Origin of the sequence: Streptomyces sp. NPDC058326 (assembly GCF_042879855.1) — a bacterium.
Classification (GTDB): domain Bacteria; phylum Actinomycetota; class Actinomycetes; order Streptomycetales; family Streptomycetaceae; genus Streptomyces.
In genome coordinates, this window is record NZ_JBHVZO010000003.1 from 143,343 (window position 1) to 164,220 (window position 20,878).

The window sequence follows — 20,878 nt, forward strand, 5'->3', positions numbered from 1 at the left end:
GTGCCCCGGCCCGCGGCGACGTCCTCGTTTTCCCGGGGGCCGGGCCACGTGAGCCGCATACCGAGGGCCCATGAGGAGATCGGCTGGAGCAGTCCCCGGCACTTGCTCCCAGCGTGCCTCGTTACCATGCCTGGACACAGCAACCGGGAACCACCTACACCACTGGCACCACAGACAACGACGAGGACGGGCGAACGCGTGGCCGAGGCGGCAGACATCCAGGGAACCGGTCCCTCACCTGCCCGCCGATGGCTGCGGCGCACGATCACCGTCGCCTTCGGCGCGCCGCTCCTCGCCGGACTGCTCCAGGCGCCGGGGGGCTCCTCGCCGGCAGCCGCGGCCGAGGACGCCGCCGTCTCGAAGACCGTCGATGTGTCCCTCGACACGCTGGCCCCGAGCGCGCCCGTCGACGGCGACACCGTCACCGTCACGGGGACGGTCACCAACCGGGGAAAGAAGACCATCACCGACGCGACCGTGGACCTGCGCGTCGGGCCGCGCATGACCAGCCGCAGCGAGATCGAGCAGGTCACAGCACGCACCGGCTACCGGAGCGACAGTGACCCGGCTCCCCTCGAAGACGCCCCCACGGTTGCCGTCCCCCGGCTGGGCGCCGGCCTGAGCGCCGAGTTCTCCCTCTCCGTGCCGGTCTCCGAACTCGGACTCGACGAGGCGGGCGTCTACCAGCTGGGCGTCTCCCTCACCGGACAGACCTCGGACCGGCGCTACGACCGGGTGCTCGGCATCGAGCGGACCTTCGTTCCGTACCAGCCCGAGGCCACCAAGAAGAAGACCCAGCTCACCTATCTGTGGCCACTGATCTCCTCTGCCCACGTCTCGGCGGAGACGGCCACGGACGACCAGCAGACCCCGGTCTTCGAGGACGACGCCCTGGCGACCGAGCTCAAGCCGGGCGGGCGCCTCGACCAGCTCGTCTCGCTCGGCAAGGAGCTCCCCGTCACCTGGGTACTCGACCCGGACCTGCTGGCCTCCGTCGACGCGATGGCGAACGGCTACCGCGTCAAGGACGGCACCCTGCACGTCCCCGGCAGGAACCAGGCCGTCGCCGAGCGCTGGCTGAACGCGCTGGAGAAGGCGGTCCAGGGACGCAAGGTCGTCGCCCTGCCCTTCGCGGACCCCGACCTGGCCTCCCTCGCCCACCGCGGCAAGGACGTGCCCGGCTCGCTGGGACACCTCCAGTCGGCGACCGCCCTCGCCGCGGGCACGGTGGAGACCATCCTCCACGTCCAGCCCTCCACCGACTTCGCCTGGCCCGCCGAAGGGGCTGTCGACCCCTCGATCCTGGCCGTGGCGACCTCCGCCGGCGCCGACAAGGTGATCGCCCGCAGCGACAGCGTCCGCGACGACCTCCCGTACACGCCCACTGCGGCCCGCCCCTTCGGCGACGGCAGCACGACGGCAGTGGTGAGCGACGCTCTCCTGTCCACCGCGTTCGAGGGCGACATGGTCCGCGCGGAGAACTCCACGCTCGCGGTCCAGGAGTTCCTCGCCCAGTCCCTCGCGATCACCCTGGAGCAGCCGGAGGACCAGCGCAGCATCGTGGTCGCCCCGCAGCGCGTGCCCACCGTCGCCCAGGCGCAGACCATGGCGACCGCCCTCCACGGCCTCTCCGGCCGGCGCTGGAGCCAGCCGACCGACCTGCTGGTGGCCGCCGCGGCCAAGGCGGATCCCGACGCGTCCACCGCGGTGCCCTCCGGTTCCCGGTACCCGAAGAAGCTGCGCGACCGCGAGCTGCCGGTCCAGGCCTTCCGGGACATGAAGACCACCCGCGACGAGCTGAACGACTTCAAGGTCATCCTGACCCTGCCCGACCGCGTGGTGACCCCGTTCGGCAACGCGATCAACCGCGAGATGTCGACCTCCTGGCGCGGGCAGGCCAGAACGGCCGCCATCTACCGGGACAACGTCCTGGAGTATCTGCAGACCCTCACCGAGGGCGTCCAGCTGGTCGACAAGTCGGACCTCATGCTGTCGGGCCGCAGCGCGACGATCCCCGTGACCGTCCAGAACCAGCTGCTGCAGGATGTGCACCTGGTACTGCGGCTCACCTCCAGCAACAAGAACCGGTTGACGCTGAACGGCGAGGCGGTCGCCGAACTGCCCGTGAAGATCAGCGGTGGGCACAGCCAGTCGGTGAAGTTCGACGCGTCGGCGAACGTCAACGGCCAGGTGCCGATGACGGCCCAGCTCTACACGGACGACGGCACCCCGTACGGACAGCCGATGACCTTCAACGTGAAGGTCTCCGAGATCACCGCCACGGTGATGCTCGTGATCGCCGGCGGAGTCCTCCTCCTCGTCCTGGCCGGCGTGCGGATGTACAGCCAGCGCAAGCGGCTGGCCGCTCGGAACGCCGAAGCCGAAGCGGCGGAGACCGACCCGGAGCCGGACGACGCGGAGTCCGACGCGGACCCGGAGGCGGAGGCGCCCTCGGCGGAGGTCGACCGGGACGAACCCGAGCAGCCGAGTGACCTGACACCGGACACCGGGCCCGAAAGCGGCGACCCGTCGGGCGCGGGTGAGAAAGTGGACCGTTGAGCGATGTCGTGGCCGGTCGGCCGGGGACGATGAGGTGGGGTAACCATGAACGCGCCGTACGACGGTGACCGCGGCCAGGGCCCGGGCGGCACCGCGCCGTCCGGTGGGACGCCCGCGGCACCTCCCGGTTCCGGCTACCCACCGGTCCCGCCCCCACAGCAGGGCGCCCCAGGCCCCGAGGGACAGGGCCCCTACGCACAGGACCCGTACGCCCAGGACGTCCACCCGCAGAACCCGTACGCCCAGGACGTCCACCCGCAGAACCCGTACGCCCAGGACCCCTACGTCCAGGACGCGTACACCCACGACCCCTATCGGGCCCAGGACCTCTCCGCGCAGGACCCCGTGACCGAGGCGCTCTACGACCGCGCCGCGCACCCGCCGCCCCCGCCCGGCACCTACCAGGAGCCGCAGCCGCTCTACCAGCAGCCGGCCGCGCCCCCCCACGCTCCCGACCCCCGGCTGTGGGCACAGACCCCCGCGCCGGAACCGGACGGCACCTTCCGCCATCTGCCGTACGGCGACGACGCGCGCACGGTCCAGTTCACCGGCGTCGACGACCTGGTCACCCGGGCCGGCGAGGAGAAGCCCGAACCGGACGCCTTCGCACACCTCTACCGCGACCAGCAGACGCCCGGCCAGGTACCGCCGCCCGCTCCGGAACCGGACCCCATGCCCGCCCCCGCTCCCAAGAAGACCGGCCGTGCCTCCGGACTCCTGAAGTCGAGCGCGCTGATGGCCGCCGGCACCCTGGTCTCCCGGCTCACCGGATTCGTCCGCAGCCTGGTGATCACCGGCGCGCTCGGCGCCGCACTGCTCGGTGACGCCTTCACCATCGCCTACACCCTGCCGACGATGATCTACATCCTCACCGTCGGAGGCGGCCTCAACTCGGTCTTCGTGCCGCAGCTCGTCCGCTCGATGAAGAACGACGAGGACGGCGGCGAGGCCTACGCCAACCGGCTGCTCACCCTGGTCATGGTGGCGCTCGGCGCGATCGTGGCCCTCGCCGTGTTCGCCGCCCCGCTGCTCATCCGGCTGATGTCGAACACCATCGCCGACGACGCCGCGGCCAACAGCGTGGCCGTGACCTTCGCCCGCTACTGCCTGCCCACGATCTTCTTCATGGGCGTGCACGTGGTGATGGGTCAGATCCTCAACGCACGCGGCAAGTTCGGCGCGATGATGTGGACCCCGGTCCTCAACAACATCGTCATGATCGTCACCTTCGGCCTGTTCATCTGGGTCTACGGCACCTCCGCCGAGTCCCAGATGGGTGTGCAGACCATCCCGGACGACGGCATCCGCCTGCTCGGCATCGGCACCCTTCTCGGGCTCGCCGTCCAGGCCCTCGCGATGATCCCGTACCTCCGTGAGACCGGCTTCCGCTTCCGGCCCCGCTTCGACTGGAAGGGCCACGGGCTCGGCAAGACCGTCAAGCTCGCCAAGTGGACCGTTCTCTTCGTCCTCGCCAACCAGGCGGGCGTCCTGGTCGTCACCCAGCTCGCCACGGCCGCCGGTGAGGAGTCAGGAAAGAACGGCGCCGGCTTCCTCGCGTACTCGAACGCCCAGCTGATCTGGGGCATGCCGCAGGCCATCATCACCGTCTCCGTCATGGCCGCGCTGCTCCCGCGGATCTCCCGCGCCGCCCACGACGACGACCCCGGCGCCGTCCGGGACGACATCTCGCAGGGGCTGCGCAACTCGGCCGTCGCGATCGTCCCGGTCTCCTTCGCCTTCCTGGCGCTCGGCGTCCCGATGTGCACCCTCCTGTACGCCTCCAGCGGCATCGAGGCCGCCCAGAGCATGGGCTTCATCCTGATGGCCTTCGGCCTCGGCCTGATCCCCTACTCCGTCCAGTACGTCGTGCTCCGAGGCTTCTACGCCTACGAGGACACCCGGACGCCCTTCTACAACACGGTCATCGTCGCCGCCGTCAACGCGGCGGCCTCAGCGCTCTGTTACGTCCTGCTCCCCGCCCAGTGGGCCGTCGTCGGTATGGCCGCCTCCTACGGGCTCGCCTACGCCGTCGGTGTCGGCATCGCGTGGCGCCGCCTCCGCAAGCGGCTGGGCGGCGACCTGGACGGCGCCCAGGTGATGCGGACCTACGCCCGCCTCTGCATGGCCTCCGTGCCCGCCGCCATCGTCTCCGGCGCCGTCGGCTTCGGCCTGCTGAAGCTCCTGGGCGAAGGCGCGTTGGGCTCGCTCGTCGCCCTGCTCGTCGGCGGAGCGGTACTCCTCGGTGTCTTCTTCGTCGCGGCCAAGCGCATGCGGATCGCGGAGCTGAACACCCTGGTCGGCATGGTGCGCGGACGTCTGGGACGCTGAACCGACGGGTCCCGCACAACCATCGGGGGGAGCCGCGTGTCGTGCATAGCGTCCGACTGTGGGCACAATTGGCTTGGCTGTTGGATGTGGCGCAACGGATGGGGAGGCAGGAACGACGGTGGCGGAACGTAGCACGGCTGCCGTCGACGTGGCCGACAACAGCGGTGACGACCCGCTGACCGCCAAGGCGGACACGGCCGCGACCGACGGGGTGGCGGAAGAGCAGAAGACGGCGGAGCAGAACGCCGAGGCCACGGAGAAGAAGGCGGTCGAACGACAGAGCGGCGAACAGCCCTCCCTCACGGCACCGGAACTGCACAGCGGCCACAAGTTGGCCAGACGCTACCGGCTGGAGGAGTGCGTCACCCGTCTGGACGGCTTCAGCAGCTGGCGTGCCGTCGACGAGAAGCTGCGGCGTGCCGTCGGGGTGCACCTGCTTCCCGCCGACCACCCCCGGGCCCGCTCGGTCCTGGCCGCGGCCCGATCCTCGGCCCTCCTCGGCGACCCTCGCTTCGTCCAGGTCCTCGACGCCGTCGAGGAGAACGACCTCGTGTACGTCGTACATGAGTGGCTGCCCGACTCCACCGAGCTGACCGCGCTGCTCGCGGCCGGCCCGCTGGAACCCCACGACGCCTACCAACTCGTCACCCAGGTCTCCCAGGCCATGGCCGCCGCCCACCGCGAAGGCCTCGCCCACCTCCGGCTCACCCCGAGCGCCGTCCTGCGCAGCTCCACCGGCCAGTACCGGATCCGCGGCCTGGCCGTGAACGCAGCCCTGCGCGGCATCACCGCCGATCGCCCGCAGCGCAGCGACACCGAGGCCATCGGCGCGCTCCTGTACGCCGCGCTCACCCAGCGCTGGCCGTACGACAGCGATGCCTACGGGCTCTCCGGGCTGCCCAAGGGCGTCGGGCTGCTCCCGCCCGACCAGGTCCGCGCCGGTGTCCACCGGGGCCTCTCCGAGATCGCCATGCGCGCCCTGGCCAACGACGGGGCCACCGCCTCGCGCCAGGAGCCGCCCTGCACCACCCCGGACGAGCTGGCCAAGGCCGTGGCCGCGATGCCCCGTGTGAAGCCCCCGGAGCCGGAGTACGCCACACCGCCCGAGTACCAGCGCACGACCTATCAGCAGGGCACGTACGGCCGCCCGCAGCCACGTCCTCAGGTCACCCAGCCGGTCGTCGTTCCCCCGCCGCCCCTCCAGAGCCGCACGGGCACTGCGCTGAAGTGGGCCGTGTCCGCCCTCCTCATCGCCGCTCTCGGTCTGGGCAGCTGGCAGATCGCGGACCGGCTGCTCGCGCCCGAGGCCACTCCCAAGACGCCGGTGACGACACCGACGGCCGACGAGAAGCCGCCGCCGCCCAAGCCGCTCACGATCCATGCGGCCGCGGAGTTCTCACCGGACGGTTCCCCGCAGAACGCAGAGGGGGTCGGGAACACCTATGACGACGACAGCACGTCGTACTGGCGCACCAAGAGCTATTACGAGGGGCCCATACTGGCACCCTTCAAACAGGGCGTCGGCATCGTGTACGACCTCGGCTCGGACCAGGACGTTTCCGCCGCCTCGATTTCGCTCCGCTACGGCGGCGAACACACTGCGGCCACGCTGTACGCCGCCGACTCCCTTTCTTCGGGGTCTCTCGAGTCCATGAAGAAGATCGCTACGGCCGAGACCTCGGGCTCCACAGTCGAGCTGGCAGGCAAGGTTCCGGTGAAAACGCGCTACGTGCTGCTCTGGCTCACCGCCCTGCCCTACTCCGGGGGCGACCAGTTCAGCCGAGCCGGTTACAAGCAAGCGATCATGGACGTCTCGTTCGTCGGTAGCGGCACATAGGCAGCGGAAAGGGTGGGCGTCGTGCCGCTGCTCGACGCCCGCCACTACCCCTCTCGTTAATTTCCCACCACGGCAGACGACCTGCGGTAGGCCTGCGCAAAGTGATCCTTGATCCGCGAGAACTCCTCGGGATGGCTCCTCATATGAGCTGATTGCAGGTCGCTCTCGACAGAGAGCAGGACCGTAGGAACACGGGATTTCATCTTGCAGTTCACGTCTCTTTCGGCAGTCTCTTTTTCTTTGGAACTGACCGAACTGGACTGCCAGCGAGGATCATCATTCGCGTCCCAGATGTCTTCATATGAATAACCGAAGCCAGTCATGCAAGCCTTCCAGCTCGCCATGGCCCTCAGCACTCGCGGATCCCGGCCGGCATCAAGGAAGGAACGCGCATGGTACTTCAGCAACTCGACCAACTCAGGTTCGAGTCCGTCCGTGCCGTACACCTTCCGCTCGGCATCCCCTCGACACCCTCCCATCTGATCTGACGCTTCCATGGGCTCATCAAGCCGCCGCCCGGTATAGGCCTCGAACTCTTTTGCGTCGGGAACGAACTTCTTTCCGTTCAGATCGGCACCATGTTCCTGATCCCCTTCGGAAACAGGCGCATGGTAGCCAATCCTCCGGACTTCCGATATGTCTATTACTCCATATCGACGTGAATTCACAGAAGCCGGGGACCTGTTTTCCACCATCCTCGGTTCAGGCCAGTCAAGGCCCAGTTTCTTCATGCATGAATAGGCCAGCCGCTGGACAGCAAAGTCGTTTGCCTGAGCCTGCCGCGGTGTCTCGACATAGGCGTCCATGGGCAGGACGATGTCAGCTCCGCTCTCAACCTGCCTGACGACCGGTGGGCGAGTAGGGGCATCCGACCTGGGCGGCTGCTGTTCGGGGGTATTGCCGGCTGAAGTGCAACCAGACACAAGGAATGCACTCGCGCAAGCAATGAAGAGCTTCTTTGAATTCATACTCACATACCTTCAAAACAAAAGGCGCCCCACCCCGGAGGGCAGGACGCCACCATCGACAGAGCTTTTAATAAACGGAGCCGCACGTCACGTTGAACTGGTGCGAGTTCATGTTGTCGTTCGCACTCCTGCCATTGCTCAGAAGCACCTTGTTAAAGAAAACGATGCCGCCGGCCCGAATAGTGAAGCAGGGACCGGCGTGATTCGAGTTGTAGTAGACGGCGATGCGACTGTCCTGATCCCAGTTGGTGGCGCCACTCACATTTGTCAGCACGCCATCACCCCTGTACAGAGGCGTACTGGTCCCGCCGTAGGTGATGTTCGCCCACGAGGCGCGCGAGTAGTAATCGATCCGCAGCATCCCATTCAGATACTGGCCGCCGTTCTCATGAAGGCAAACCTTGTCGTAGGCATACTCACCCACGCATTCGACGGCGCTTGCCGTCGAGGCCGAGGCAACGACGCACGAGGCTGCCGCAGCAGCGGCCATAACCATCGCCGCTATTTTTCTCTTCACAGAACTATTCCTCTCGCGCAAAAAGATATATATCGGCAGCATAATTCCACGATCATCTTGAACCGTCAAGATCACCTCGTCGAGATTGCCCCATTTACAACCCCTTGCGACGAGCGGCCGGTCTCATTTACTTTTGGTGACCGAGCGGCTTGAATGCCTCCAGGGAAAGCTGACGGGAGGAAATCGTGTCGTCTGCGGCTGATGACCCTCGTTCGGTCAAGGATCAGGAGCTCCTCGCGCTCCACGTCGCCGGGCACCCGGACGCCTTCGGCGAGCTCGTGCGGCGGCACAGGGACCGGCTGTGGGCGGTGGCCCTGCGAACCCTGGGGGACCGCGAGGAGGCGGCCGACGCCGTTCAGGACGCTCTGCTCTCCGCCTTCCGTGCCGCCCACACCTTCCGGGGCCAGTCGGCCGTCACCACCTGGCTGCACCGCATCACGGTCAACGCCTGCCTCGACCGCGCACGCAAGACCGCCTCCCGCAGGACCTCGCCCGTCGATGACACCGATCGGTTCGAGCAGCTCCTCGAACCCCATGAGTCGGCCGAGGCACCTGCGGAACGGCAGGACGTCCACCGCGAAGTGCTCGCCGCGCTCGCCGCGATCCCCGCCGACCAGCGCGCCGCCCTCGTCCTGGTGGACATGCAGGGATACCCGGTCGCGGAGGCGGCCCGTATCCTCGGCGTTCCCACCGGCACCGTGAAGAGCCGCTGCGCACGCGGGCGCGCACGGCTCCTTCCGATGGTCACTCATCTGCGCGCCGACACCGTGGGTAACGATGCCTCCGATGGGGGAAGGAACCGGACGCCGGGGACATCCGTCCCACCGGTGCCGGGGCCGACGGATACCGGACCGACTGATCCAGCTGCTGTGAAGGGCGGAGGTGGGCGCGCGTGACTTCCACGACCGGCAAGGCCGACACAACACAGCACCCGGACGTCTCGGAGATCTCCGATCTGACCGAGGGGCTGCTCTCACCGAGCCGCGCCGCCGCCGTACGCCGCCACCTGGACGACTGTCCGCTCTGCGCCGACGTACGGACCTCCCTGGAGGAGATCCGTGGCCTCCTGGGCACCCTGCCCGGGCCGCCCCGTATGCCCGCAGACATCACCGGCCGCATCGATGCCGCCCTCGCCGCCGAAGCCCTCCTCAACGCCACCACTCCGGAGAGCGGCACCTCCGTTTCACGTGAAACATCCCGCACCCCGTCCGAGACGGTCCCGTCCTCTACCCAGGCCCCTGTCTCCGACCGCCCTGCAGGACGCCCCAGCGCAGCCACCGGCCCCGGCCGGACGAAGCGGCCACGCCGCAGCCGGATCGCCCTGCTCTCCACGCTCGGTGCCGCCTTCGGAGCCGTGATCCTGGGAACGAGTCTGTTCCTCAGCCAGACGAGCAACCTGGACCAGGGAGGTACAGCGGCGGACACCAAGAAGGCCGCCACCGCCGCAGAGGGGAGTCTGAGCCCCTTCTCCGGCTCTCCGGTCGAGGACCGGGTCCAGGCACTCATGGCCGAGGAGAGCATCGCCAAGACGCCCCGGGGCATCGCGCCCGAGTCGATGTCCGCCGATGCGGGTACCACCACGGGCCCTCAGCTGAGCAGGGACACCGCCGTCCCCGGCTGTGTCCTGGCCGGCACCGGCCGCACCGATGCGGTGCTCGGCCACGAGCGCGGCGAATACCAAGGCACACCCGCCTATCTGCTCGTGTTGCCTGACCCCACGGACAGCACCCGGATCCAGGCCTATGTGCTCGACGCCTCCTGCGTGGACCGGACCACGGGGAGCGGAAGCCCGGCCGCCGATCTGCTCTTCAGCCAGAGCTACCCCCGCCCCTGATCTCTCTCCCCGTCCGGCAACGGTGCCGCGCGGCGGTTTCGGGAATGTACGCCCCTTAGGATCCGTTGGGTGGGGTGAGAGCGACCGAGACAACCGCCCCGTAGGCAGTGGCAGTCTGCAGAGACGAGGAAGAAACCCGTGAGCGACGTCCGTAACGTGATCATCATTGGCTCCGGGCCCGCGGGATACACCGCTGCGCTCTACACCGCCCGAGCGTCGCTGAACCCGCTGGTCTTCGAGGGTGCCGTGACTGCCGGCGGCGCGCTGATGAACACGACCGAGGTCGAGAACTTCCCCGGCTTCCGTGACGGCATCATGGGCCCGGACCTGATGGACAACATGCGGGCCCAGGCCGAGCGCTTCGGCGCCGAGCTGGTCCCCGACGATGTCATCGCCGTGGACCTGACCGGTGACATCAAGACCGTCACCGACACCGCCGGCACCGTGCACCGCGCCAAGGCCGTCATCGTCACCACAGGCTCGCAGCACCGCAAGCTCGGTCTCCCCAACGAGGACACGCTCTCCGGCCGCGGTGTCTCCTGGTGCGCCACCTGCGACGGGTTCTTCTTCAAGGACCAGGACATCGCCGTCGTCGGCGGCGGCGACACCGCGATCGAGGAGGCCACCTTCCTCTCGCGCTTCGCCAAGACCGTCACCATCGTCCACCGCCGCGACACCCTGCGTGCCTCGAAGGCCATGCAGGAGCGCGCCTTCGCCGACCCGAAGATCTCCTTCGCCTGGGACAGCGAGGTCACCGAGATCCACGGTGAGCAGAAGCTCAGCGGTGTGACCCTGCGCGACACCAAGACCGGTGAGACCCGCCAGCTGCCCGTCACCGGCCTCTTCATCGCCGTGGGCCACGACCCGCGGACGGAGCTCTTCAAGGGCCAGCTGGACCTCGATGAGGAGGGCTACCTCAACGTGGCCGCCCCGTCGACGCGGACGAACCTCACCGGTGTCTTCGGCGCCGGCGATGTCGTCGACCACACCTACCGCCAGGCCATCACGGCCGCCGGTACCGGCTGCTCCGCCGCGCTCGACGCCGAGCGTTTCCTGGCCGCCCTCGCCGACAGCGAGAAGCTGGCCGAGACCCCCGCGGTCTGACCCGTCTCTCCCCACCCACACCCCGCGAGATCAAGGAGGCCGCTGTGGCCCTGAAGACTGTGACCGACGCTTCCTTCGAAGAGGACGTCCTCAAGAGCGACAAGCCCGTCCTGGTGGACTTCTGGGCCGAGTGGTGCGGCCCGTGCCGCCAGATCGCCCCGTCGCTCGAGGCCATCGCCGCCGAGCACGGCGAGATCGAGATCGTGAAGCTCAACATCGACCAGAACCCGGCCACGGCTGCGAAGTACGGCGTCATGTCCATCCCGACGCTGAACGTCTACCAGGGCGGCGAGGTCGTGAAGACGATCGTCGGTGCCAAGCCGAAGGCTGCCATCCTCCGCGACCTCGAGGGCTTCGTCGAGCCGACCAAGGCCTGACACGCACTCGCTTGTTTCACATGAAACTGAGCTGCTGTTTCACGTGAAACACCAACGGCCCGCCCCCTCCTGGGGGCGGGCCGTTCTCGTGTACGCCCCTAGAGCGGCCGCAGGACGGGCTCCTTCTGCACGGCGCCGAGAAGCCGGTCCAGGGCCATCTCGACGTCTTCCTTCCAGGAGAGCGTCGTCCGGAGCTCCAACCTCAGCCGGGGGAAGGCAGGATGCGGACGGACGGTCTTGAAGCCCACCGCCAGCAGGTGATCGACCGGCAGGACACAGGCCGGCTCCTTCCACCGGGCGTCTCCGAACGCCTCGATGGCCTTGAAGCCCCTCCGCAGCAGATCCTTCGCCACGGTCTGCACCATCACCCGGCCCAGTCCCTGCCCCTGATAGCCGGGCATGATCCAGGCCGTGATCAGCTGCGCGGCATCGGCGGCCACCGGACTCGTCGGAAAGGCCGTCGAGCGCGGCACATAGGCCGGGGGAGCGTAGAGGACATAGCCGACCGGCACCTCGTCGACATAGACCACCCGACCGCAGGACCCCCACTCCAGCAGGACGCCCGAGATCCAGGACTCCTTCTCCAGCTCCGGGCGGCCGGCCTTCACCGCGGCCTCCCCGCTGACCGGGTCGAGCTCCCAGAAGACACAGGAGCGACACCGCTTGGGCAGGTCCGGAAGGTTGTCCAGCGTGAGCGGTACGAGCCGACGCCCCACGGCCGCTCCTCATTCCCTCGCCATCGAGCACGGATACGCCTCTGGGAATCGTATCGATCGGGCGATCGGGAAGACACCGCACACGAGCAAAGGGCGGGCCGCATGCCGGTGAAGACCGGATCGCGGCCCGCCCTCGGCGGCCTCAAGAAGCAAAGAGGATCAGTTCTTCGCGTCCTGCTCGGCGCTCTTCTGGTCCAGGACCCGTCCCTCGCCGGGAGCGAGAGTCGACAGGATCCGTTCCAGATCCTCCATCGACGCGAACTCGACGACGATCTTGCCCTTCTTCTGCCCCAGATCGACCTTCACCCGGGTCTCGAAACGGTCCGAGAGCCTGGTGGCGAGCTCCGTGAGGGCGGGCGAGACACGACCGCCGGCACGCGGGCCCTTCGGCTTGACCGTGCCGACGGGCTCCTCGGAGCCCATGAGGCTCACGATCTCCTCGACGGAGCGCACCGAGAGGCCTTCGGAGACAATCCGAAAGGCCAGCTTGTCCTGGGCCTCCGGGTCCTCCACACCGAGCAGGGCCCGGGCGTGGCCGGCGGACAGCACTCCGGCGCCGACCCTCCGCTGCACCGGCGGCGAGAGCCGCAGAAGGCGCAGGGTGTTGGAGATCTGCGGGCGGGACCGCCCGATCCGCTCCGCGAGCTGGTCATGGGTGCAGCCGAAGTCCTTGAGCAACTGCTCGTAGGCGTGGGCCTCTTCGATCGCGTTCAGCTGGGCACGGTGAAGGTTCTCCAGGAGCGCGTCCAGGAGCATCTTCTCGTCGTCGGTGTCCCGGACGATCGCCGGGATCCGCTCAAGGCCCGCCATCCTGGACGCCCGCAGACGACGCTCGCCCATGACGAGCTCATAGCGCTCGTCCTCGACCTTGCGCACGACCACGGGCTGAAGAAGGCCGACCTCCTTGATGGAGATGACGAGCTCCGCCAGAGCGTCCTCGTCGAAGACCTCACGCGGCTGGTGCCGGTTGGGAACGATCGCGTCGAGCGGAAGCTCCGTGAAGTAGGCCCCCGCCGGAGGCTCCGGCCGCACGGATTCGGATGCGTTCCACGACAGCGCGGACTCAGGAGAGTGTGCGCTCTGTGGAAGCGTCGCCAGTTTCGCGGCGGCCACCCCGCGGTCCGACGACAGGGGCGGGACCGCGCCGGGGGAGCTCGCGCCTGCCCCGAGGCCGACCGTCGGCGCCTGTCGCTCCTGGGGAGCAGCGGGGATCAGCGCACCGAGCCCACGCCCCAATCCCCTACGTCGCTCACTCACTGGATCCCCTCCGACATGCTGCGCTGGTTGTTCTGGTGCCCTACATGGGCGTGCTGCGGGTCGTAGTGCACCGCAGCCCCCCGCAGGGCGATCTCACGGGCCGCTTCGAGATACGACAGGGCGCCGCTGGAACCCGGATCATAGGTGAGGACCGTCTGCCCGTAGCTCGGCGCCTCAGAGATCCGGACGGATCTCGGGATGCTGGTCCGCAGCACCTCTTCGGCGAAGTGGGTGCGCACCTCGTCGGCGACCTGGGAGGCGAGCCTCGTTCTGCCGTCGTACATGGTGAGCAGAATCGTCGAGACATGGAGGGCGGGATTGAGGTGCCCTCGCACCAGATCGACGTTCCGCAGAAGCTGCCCGAGTCCCTCAAGGGCGTAGTACTCGCACTGGATCGGGATCAGCACCTCGGCTCCGGCCACCATGGCGTTGACCGTGAGGAGACCGAGCGAGGGCGGGCAGTCGATCAGGATGTAGTCGAGCGGCTGCTCATAGGCCTGGATCGCCCGCTGAAGGCGGCTCTCACGGGCCACCAGCGACACCAGCTCGATCTCGGCACCGGCGAGGTCGATCGTGGCGGGGGCGCAGAAGAGGCCTTCGACGTCCATGACGGGCTGCACCACTTCGGAAAGCGGCCTGCTGTCCACCAGGACGTCGTAGATCGAAGGGACCTCGGCGTGGTGGTCGATACCGAGCGCGGTGGAGGCATTGCCCTGCGGGTCCAGGTCGATGACCAGGACCCGGGCACCGTGCAGGGCGAGGGACGCGGCAAGGTTGACCGTCGTGGTCGTCTTGCCCACGCCACCCTTCTGATTGGCGACCACCATCACGCGAGTCTGCGCCGGGCGGGGAAGTCCCTCACCGGCACGACCCAAGGCTTCTACTGCCAGCTGGGCAGCACGACCAATGGGGGTGTCGTCCATGGGGGGCGGTGTTTCACGTGAAACATCCTCCCCCACCGATTCGGTTCGGGGACCGGGGACCGGATCGGTCATCGGTCCCGCGATGTTGGCGTCGGACCGCAAGGATTCACTCTCCTCGGCTTCAGGCTCGCGATGGGGAGAGCCTGCCATGCTTTCGGGGTCGTGAACCAGCGAGGCCGGTGGTTCTGTGGGTGAATCCACCTCTGTGGACATCTGCGTAACCCTCGCGGGTGGCTTCACGCGGGGTTTACGGTCCCGGGGCGTGGCAGCCGCGCGACCACGGCTGATGATCCCCTGCAGCAGTGAGCGATGTTTCACGTGAAACACCATGCCCCCGCTGCCTGGCCGGGACCGTTCGACACTCCGAAATGGTACGTATGCGGCGATCAGCGACGTCGACGCGTCTTGCTCGTCCGGGCAGCCTTGGCCCGCTTCGCCGCGAACCGCACACCCCCGGGGCTCTCACCGACCTCCACACGGACGACCGTGGACAGCGGATCCACGATCCCCTCGCCCACCTGCAACACCGAGGTCTCCACCACTCCGAGCCGGGAGAGCGCGGCGCGCGCGCCGATGATCTCCTCCTCGGCGGTGTCGCCCTTGAGAGCCAGCATCTCCCCGTACGGGCGGAGCAGGGGGACGCCCCAGCCGGCCAACCGGTCCAGGGGTGCGACCGCCCGAGCGGTCACGACGTGCACAGGAGTGATCTTGCCGAGCATCTCCTCCGCGCGCCCTCGGACCACGGTCACATGGTCGAGGCCGAGCAGCTCGACGACCTCCTGGAGGAAGTTCGTCCGGCGGAGGAGCGGCTCCAGGAGCGTGATCTTCAGATCCGGCCGGACCAGAGCCAGCGGAATGCCGGGAAGACCGGCACCCGAGCCCACGTCGCAGACGGTGATGCCCTCGGGGACGACCTCCGAGAGGACAGCACAGTTCAGCAGATGGCGCTCCCACAGTCGCGGGACCTCACGCGGCCCGATCAGGCCGCGCTTCACACCCGCGTCCGCGAGGAGCTCCGCGTACCGCACGGCCTCCGGGAAGTACTCACCGAAGACTGTCCGCGCCTGCTCCGGAGCTTCCGGGAGCTCCGCTGCCTCCGTCACGGGAACCGTCCTTCCGTACCGCACGCATCGCGTGCAAGCGCACTGTGGTGGCTGACTATCAGGCTGACAAAGATCGGCCCCGCCTGCGAACAGACGGGGCCGAGACTACGTGAGGGTTCAGGCCGGGAGCACGACGACGAAGCGCTGCGGCTCCTCGCCCTCGGACTCGCTGCGCAGACCGGCGGCGGCGATCGCGTCGTGCACGACCTTGCGCTCGAACGGCGTCATCGGGTCCAGCTTGACCGGCTGACCGGTGGACTTCACCTCGACCGCGGCCTTGGCGCCCAGCTCGGCGAGCTCGGTGCGCTTCTGGGCGCGGAAGCCGGCGATGTCGAGCATCAGACGGCTGCGGTCCCCGGTCTCCCGGTGGACGGCCAGGCGGGTCAGCTCCTGGAGGGCTTCCAGGACCTCACCGTCGCGGCCCACGAGCTTCTGGAGCTCACGGCTGCTGGAGTCGCTGATGATCGAGACCGCGGCCCGGTCCGCCTCGACGTCCATGTCGATGTCGCCGTCGAGGTCGGCGATGTCGAGCAGGCCCTCAAGGTAGTCGGCCGCGATCTCACCCTCCTGCTCCAGGCGGGTCAGGGTGTCGCCACCCTCGGCGGCGGCGGAGGCGGCGGCGGAGGTGGTGCCTTCCGTCACGGATGGACTCCTTCTTGCTTCGGCGAGGCTTACTTCTTGGAGGACGGGTGCTTGGGCCGCTGCTGGCCCTTGCGCTGGCCGGACTTGCCCTGGCGGGTGCCACCGGAGTTGGCACGGCTCGGGCGGGCGGGCTTGTCGCCGGCCTCGTCCTTCGCGGTGGTCTTGGCCGGACCCTGGGGCTTCTTCTCGAGCGAGGTGGTCGCCGCTTCGGCTGCCGGCTCGGAGTCGTCCTCGGTGTCCTTGGCCACGAGCTGCTGGGCCGCGGCGGCCTGGCGCTGGGCCTTGGTCTGGCGCTTGGGCTGCTGACGCCTGGCGGCGGCACCGCCCTCGGCCTCGGCCTCGATCGTGTCGCTCTTGATCACGGTGCCGTCGGCCTGGGCGGCGAAGCCGGCCTTGGTCAGACCCGAGAAGAAGCGGCGCTCGTTCTCGTTCCGGTCGCTGGTGGCCTTGGCGACGATCAACTTCACGACGGTCTTCCGGCGGCGGCCGCGGACCTCGCCGTGGGTCGTGATGCTCTTCAGGAGGCGCTGGAGGTAGGAGTCCTGAGCCTTGCTGCCCGGGGTCGGGTTCTGGTTGATCACGTACATCTGCTGGCCCATGGTCCACAGGTTGGTGGTCAGCCAGTAGACGAGGACACCGACGGGGAAGTTGATGCCCATGACGGCGAAGATCACCGGGAAGATGTACATGAGCATCTTCTGCTGCTGCATGTACGGGGTCTTCACGGAGAGGTCGACGTTCTTCATCATCAGCTGGCGCTGGGTGAAGAACTGCGAGGCCGACATCAGGACGATCATGATCGCGGTGACGATGCGGACCGAGGTGATCGAGGCGTCGAGAGCGGCGACGTCGGCGGCGCTGTCCATGAACTTCGAGGCGATCGGAGCACCGAAGATGTGGGCCTGCCGGGCGCTGTCGACCAGCGCCTGGTTCATCGCGCCGACCTTGTCGCCCTCGGCGATGTTGGACAGCACGTGGTACAGAGCGAAGAAGAACGGCGACTGCGCCAGGATGGGAAGGCACGAGGAGAGCGGGTTGGTACCCGTCTCCTTGTACAGCTTCATCATCTCTTCGGACTGACGCTGCTTGTCGCTCTTGTAGCGCTCCTGGATCGCCTTCATCTTCGGCTGGAGCGCCTGCATGTTCCGCGTCGACTTGATCTGCTTGACGAACAGCGGGATCAGACAGATACGGATCAGCACCACGAGGGACACGATGGACAGGCCCCAGGCCCAGCCCGTGTCAGGGCCGAAGACCGCCCCGTACACCTTGTGGAACTGGACGATGACCCAGGAAACGGGCCAGGTGATGAAGCTGAACAGACTGGCAATCGTGTCCACTAATCAGGCTCCTTGAGCATTGGGCGAGGTCTCTGCGGCCGGGCTCGTCTCGGCGGTGGACCCGCCCTTGTCGCCGCGCAGCGCGTTCCTCAGCATTTCGTGCCAGCGAGGGCGCTTACGCGGGGGGACATGGTCCACACCGCCGGGCGACCACGGGTTGCACCGCAGAATGCGCCAGGCGGTCAGGGCCGTGCCCTTGATCGCGCCATGCCGGTCGATGGCCGTGAATCCGTAGTGGGAACACGACGGGTAGTACCGGCAGACGGGGCCCAGGAGCGGGCTGATCGTCCACTGGTACAGCTTGATGAGAGCCAGCAGCGGGTACTTCATCGCGCGCCCCCTCCCAGCAGCCGCTGGAGAGCGGCGTCCAGGTCTCGGGCCAGCTGTGCGTGGTCGGCGTCGCCGGCTCCGGGCAACGCCCGTACGACCACCAGGCTACCGGGGGGCAGCTCGGTGAGCCGGTCGCGGACGAGATGGCGGAGGCGACGCTTCACCTGGTTGCGTACGACCGCACCGCCCACGGCCTTGCTCACGACGAAACCCGCACGCGTCGGGGGAGCGCTCTCCCCAGGCGCGTGCGGGTCCGTTGCACCGCTGCGTAGGTGGACGACGAGGAGCGGGCGACCGGCCCGGCGACCTCGGCGTACCGCGGTTGCGAAGTCCTCGCGCCGCCTCAGCCGATTCTCGGTAGGCAGCACGTCATGACCTGTTAAGGCAGATCAGGCGGACAGCTCAGAGCGACCCTTGGAACGGCGGTTCGCCAGGATGGCGCGGCCGGCGCGGGTACGCATGCGCAGGCGGAAGCCGTGGGTCTTCGCACGACGACGGTTGTTCGGCTGGAAGGTGCGCTTGCTCACTCGGGGGCTCCAGAAATGATTCGTAGACGGCGGGACATCGCCTGGCTGTCACCGTGCGCCCACGAGTAGCTCGCAATACGCCCGAGTGCACCGCTAAACGATCACAGACCGTGATCTTTGCCCATCGGAGGCAGGCGGCAGCAGCCATCGACAACTCGACCTGGTTACGGTACGCGCGGCTACGCCATCCGGTCAAACCGACCTGTCGCCGCCCCCCATTGTGCACAGGCTGTGGACAACAACTTGAACCACGTCAGCCGCCACGACTACCGTGGATGGACTCCACATTCTTTTCCGTTCTGTCCTTACCTGTCCTCACGGACCCCGTCCTCACGGACACCGACCCACCGTCCCCGAGAACCACACCATCGTGGGACCTGCGAGAAAGCGTGCCCTGTGGCTGACGTACCTGCCGATCTTGCCGCAGTGTGGCCACGCGTCCTCGAGCAACTCCTCGCGGAGGGCCAGCAGGGAATCGAGCCCAAGGACAAGCAGTGGATCGAGCGCTGCCAGCCGCTCGCCCTGGTCGCCGACACGGCGCTCCTCGCCGTACCCAACGAATGGGGAAAGCGCGTCCTCGAGGGCCGGCTCGCCCCCTTGATCAGCGAGACCCTCAGCCGTGAGTGCGGCCGCCCGATCCGGATCGCGATCACCGTCGACGACTCCGCCGGCGAGCCGACTCCGCCGGCCCCGTCGTCTCAGCAGTCCCGCTACGACGAGCGCTCGCAGCCCGAGCCGTACGAGAAGTACGAGGGCTACGGCCATCGGCCGATGCCCGACGACGGGCTGCCCACGGCACGCCCGGCCTACCCGGACTACAGCCAGCAGCGGCCGGACCCCGGCGCCTGGCCGCGTACCCAGGAGGACCTGGGCTGGCAGCAGTCCCGGATGGGCGGCTACCAGGAGCGGGCCCCGTACACCGGTCCCGACCAGTCCCGGCAGTCGCGCTACGACGAGCCGCCCCGGGGGTACGAGCCGCAGCGGTCCGAGCGCGGCGAACTGCCCGAGCCGCAGAACCACGGTGCCCGTCCCGGCCCCCGGCAGGGCGGTCCCGGTCCGGTGGGCGGCGGCCCGGGCGGCCACGGTTCCTCGTCCGCCTCCCAGGGCGGAGCTCCCGGCGAGCAGCACGCGCGGCTGAACCCCCGGTACCTCTTCGACACCTTCGTCATCGGTTCCTCGAACCGCTTCGCGCACGCGGCCGCCGTCGCGGTGGCCGAGGCGCCGGCGAAGGCGTACAACCCGCTCTTCATCTACGGGGAGTCGGGCCTCGGAAAGACCCACCTGCTGCACGCGATCGGCCACTACGCGCGGAACCTCTACCCGGGCACGCGCGTGCGGTACGTGAGCTCGGAGGAGTTCACGAACGAGTTCATCAACTCGATCCGCGACGGCAAGGGCGACGCCTTCAGGAAGCGCTACCGGGATGTGGACATCCTGCTGGTCGACGACATCCAGTTCCTCGCGAGCAAGGAGTCGACGCAGGAGGAGTTCTTCCACACCTTCAACACGCTGCACAACGCGAACAAGCAGATCGTGCTCTCCTCGGACCGGCCGCCCCGGCAGCTGGTGACCCTGGAGGACCGGCTCCGCAACCGCTTCGAGTGGGGTCTCACCACCGACGTGCAGCCGCCCGAGCTGGAGACGCGCATCGCGATCCTCCGCAAGAAGGCCGTCCAGGAGCAGCTCAACGCCCCGCCGGAGGTCCTGGAGTTCATCGCCTCCCGGATCTCGCGGAACATCCGTGAGCTGGAGGGCGCGCTGATCCGGGTCACAGCCTTCGCGAGCCTCAACCGGCAGCCGGTCGACCTGGGGCTGACCGAGATCGTCCTCAAGGACCTGATCCCGGGCGGCGAGGACTCGTCGCCGGAGATCACCGCGCCGGCGATCATGGCGGCCACGGCCGACTACTTCGGTCTGACGGTGGAGGACCTCTGCGGGTCCTCGCGCAGCCGGGTCCTGGTGACGGCCCGGCAGATCGCGATGTATCTGTGCCGCGAGCTCACGGACCTCTCGCTGCCGAAGATCGGCGCGCAGTTCGGCGGCCGCGACCATACGACGGTGATGCACGCGGACCGGAAGATCCGCGCGCTGATGGCCGAGCGGCGCTCCATCTACAACCAGGTCACCGAGCTGACGAACCGCATCAAGAACGGCTGACTGACCGCTTCAGCGGCGTTCCAAGGGCGCTCCGGGATCACCCCCGGAGCGCCCTTTCGTATGTCCCCGATGCCTTACGAGGAGGACGCGCCGGGCGCTCTACGAGACCGTTCCCGGCGCTCAGCGAGCCCTCCTGAGAGCTTCCGAGAGCCGCTGAAGGGTCTCGTTGAGGCCTCTGAGGCCCCTGCGGGGCCGTCCGAAGCCCCCTCTCGCGGGCTTCGGCGGGCCGTCCCCTGCCCCGTCCGCCGACCCGGGTGTTCGATTACTCCGTTCCGGTGGCGGGTTCTCCACAGGTTGGGGGATGATCTCCCGTCCACAGGGTGGGGACTGTCGAGTTATCCGGATCGTGTCCACAGGCA

General features: G+C 68.3%; 19 protein-coding genes. 8 read left to right on the plus strand and 11 right to left on the minus strand.

All coding sequences use genetic code 11. From position 1 onward, the window contains the following. Positions 1-198: 198 nt before the first annotated feature. From ACFVYX_RS06230 to ACFVYX_RS06240, 3 genes are all read left to right on the plus strand, one after another. The gene (locus ACFVYX_RS06230; protein WP_389680169.1) at positions 199-2,559 is read left to right on the plus strand and encodes a DUF6049 family protein; all 2,361 of its coding nucleotides are present in this window, start codon (positions 199-201) and stop codon (positions 2,557-2,559) included. A 45-nt stretch (positions 2,560-2,604) separates the two neighbouring features. Further along, positions 2,605-4,887: a murein biosynthesis integral membrane protein MurJ gene (gene murJ / locus ACFVYX_RS06235; RefSeq protein WP_389680170.1), complete on the plus strand. Its 2,283-nt coding sequence runs from the start codon at positions 2,605-2,607 to the stop codon at positions 4,885-4,887. Between the two features lie 118 nt (positions 4,888-5,005). Then, positions 5,006-6,724, plus strand: a complete 1,719-nt coding sequence (locus tag ACFVYX_RS06240; RefSeq protein WP_389680171.1) for a protein kinase family protein — start codon at positions 5,006-5,008, stop codon at positions 6,722-6,724. A gap of 56 nt (positions 6,725-6,780) precedes the next feature. On the opposite strand, the gene ACFVYX_RS06245 is transcribed toward ACFVYX_RS06240, so the two are convergent. Both ACFVYX_RS06245 and ACFVYX_RS06250 read right to left on the minus strand, forming a co-directional pair. Beyond that, on the minus strand, positions 6,781-7,530 hold the full coding sequence (locus ACFVYX_RS06245) for a hypothetical protein (protein WP_389680173.1): 750 nt from the start codon (positions 7,528-7,530) through the stop codon (positions 6,781-6,783). A gap of 229 nt (positions 7,531-7,759) precedes the next feature. Beyond that, positions 7,760-8,284: a hypothetical protein gene (locus tag ACFVYX_RS06250; protein WP_389680174.1), complete on the minus strand. Its 525-nt coding sequence runs from the start codon at positions 8,282-8,284 to the stop codon at positions 7,760-7,762. A 110-nt stretch (positions 8,285-8,394) separates the two neighbouring features. Between ACFVYX_RS06250 and sigM the strand changes: the two genes are divergently transcribed. From sigM to trxA, 4 genes are all read left to right on the plus strand, one after another. Then, positions 8,395-9,105 carry an RNA polymerase sigma factor SigM gene (gene sigM / locus ACFVYX_RS06255; protein WP_389680175.1) on the plus strand — a complete coding sequence of 237 codons (711 nt, stop codon included), beginning with the start codon at positions 8,395-8,397 and terminating at the stop codon, positions 9,103-9,105. After that, a complete protein-coding gene (locus tag ACFVYX_RS06260) occupies positions 9,102-10,043 on the plus strand; it encodes an anti-sigma factor family protein (protein ID WP_389680176.1) in 942 nt (313 codons plus the stop codon). Before sigM ends, ACFVYX_RS06260 begins: the two co-directional genes overlap by 4 nt. Positions 10,044-10,181: 138 nt before the next feature. Beyond that, complete coding sequence (gene trxB / locus ACFVYX_RS06265) at positions 10,182-11,147, plus strand: thioredoxin-disulfide reductase (RefSeq protein ID WP_389680177.1); 966 nt, start codon at positions 10,182-10,184, stop codon at positions 11,145-11,147. 44 nt (positions 11,148-11,191) lie between these two features. Further along, the gene (gene trxA, locus ACFVYX_RS06270; RefSeq protein ID WP_030321223.1) at positions 11,192-11,524 is read left to right on the plus strand and encodes a thioredoxin; all 333 of its coding nucleotides are present in this window, start codon (positions 11,192-11,194) and stop codon (positions 11,522-11,524) included. Between the two features lie 98 nt (positions 11,525-11,622). Here the strand turns inward: trxA and ACFVYX_RS06275 are convergent, their stop codons facing one another. The 9 genes from ACFVYX_RS06275 to rpmH all read right to left on the minus strand — a co-directional run bounded on the left by ACFVYX_RS06275 (position 11,623) and on the right by rpmH (position 18,362). Then, a complete protein-coding gene (locus ACFVYX_RS06275; protein WP_389680178.1) occupies positions 11,623-12,240 on the minus strand; it encodes a GNAT family N-acetyltransferase in 618 nt (205 codons plus the stop codon). Positions 12,241-12,399: 159 nt separating this feature from the next. Further along, the gene (locus ACFVYX_RS06280; RefSeq protein WP_389680179.1) at positions 12,400-13,497 is read right to left on the minus strand and encodes a ParB/RepB/Spo0J family partition protein; all 1,098 of its coding nucleotides are present in this window, start codon (positions 13,495-13,497) and stop codon (positions 12,400-12,402) included. Then, the gene (locus tag ACFVYX_RS06285; RefSeq protein ID WP_389680587.1) at positions 13,494-14,570 is read right to left on the minus strand and encodes a ParA family protein; all 1,077 of its coding nucleotides are present in this window, start codon (positions 14,568-14,570) and stop codon (positions 13,494-13,496) included. The genes ACFVYX_RS06280 and ACFVYX_RS06285 overlap by 4 nt, the downstream gene beginning before the upstream one ends. Before the next feature lie 236 nt (positions 14,571-14,806). Beyond that, positions 14,807-15,523, minus strand: a complete 717-nt coding sequence (gene rsmG, locus ACFVYX_RS06290; RefSeq protein WP_389680180.1) for a 16S rRNA (guanine(527)-N(7))-methyltransferase RsmG — start codon at positions 15,521-15,523, stop codon at positions 14,807-14,809. A 117-nt stretch (positions 15,524-15,640) separates the two neighbouring features. Continuing rightward, complete coding sequence (locus ACFVYX_RS06295; protein WP_389680181.1) at positions 15,641-16,165, minus strand: protein jag; 525 nt, start codon at positions 16,163-16,165, stop codon at positions 15,641-15,643. 29 nt (positions 16,166-16,194) lie between these two features. Further along, positions 16,195-17,505: a membrane protein insertase YidC gene (yidC, locus tag ACFVYX_RS06300; protein WP_389680182.1), complete on the minus strand. Its 1,311-nt coding sequence runs from the start codon at positions 17,503-17,505 to the stop codon at positions 16,195-16,197. A gap of 3 nt (positions 17,506-17,508) precedes the next feature. After that, positions 17,509-17,835 (minus strand): membrane protein insertion efficiency factor YidD, encoded by a 327-nt coding sequence (gene yidD, locus ACFVYX_RS06305; RefSeq protein WP_015034858.1) that lies wholly within the window; start codon positions 17,833-17,835, stop codon positions 17,509-17,511. After that, entirely contained in the window at positions 17,832-18,203 is a 372-nt protein-coding gene (rnpA, locus tag ACFVYX_RS06310) for a ribonuclease P protein component (RefSeq protein ID WP_389680183.1), read from the minus strand. The genes yidD and rnpA overlap by 4 nt, the downstream gene beginning before the upstream one ends. A 21-nt stretch (positions 18,204-18,224) precedes the next feature. Further along, positions 18,225-18,362: a 50S ribosomal protein L34 gene (gene rpmH / locus ACFVYX_RS06315; RefSeq protein WP_030205020.1), complete on the minus strand. Its 138-nt coding sequence runs from the start codon at positions 18,360-18,362 to the stop codon at positions 18,225-18,227. Positions 18,363-18,758: 396 nt separating this feature from the next. On the opposite strand from rpmH, the gene dnaA reads away from it, so the two are divergent. Further along, complete coding sequence (dnaA, locus tag ACFVYX_RS06320) at positions 18,759-20,519, plus strand: chromosomal replication initiator protein DnaA (protein ID WP_389680184.1); 1,761 nt, start codon at positions 18,759-18,761, stop codon at positions 20,517-20,519. Positions 20,520-20,878: the final 359 nt, after the last annotated feature.

Excerpts from the sequence above, each read along its gene's own strand:
- murJ (WP_389680170.1), top strand. The coding sequence starts at position 2,605 with ATGAACGCGCCGTACGACGGTGACCGCGGCCAGGGCCCGGGCGGCACC.
- ACFVYX_RS06245 (WP_389680173.1), bottom strand. The coding sequence starts at position 7,530 with ATGGACGCCTATGTCGAGACACCGCGGCAGGCTCAGGCAAACGACTTT.
- ACFVYX_RS06285 (WP_389680587.1), bottom strand. The coding sequence starts at position 14,570 with ATGGCAGGCTCTCCCCATCGCGAGCCTGAAGCCGAGGAGAGTGAATCC.
- yidD (WP_015034858.1), bottom strand. The coding sequence starts at position 17,835 with ATGAAGTACCCGCTGCTGGCTCTCATCAAGCTGTACCAGTGGACGATC.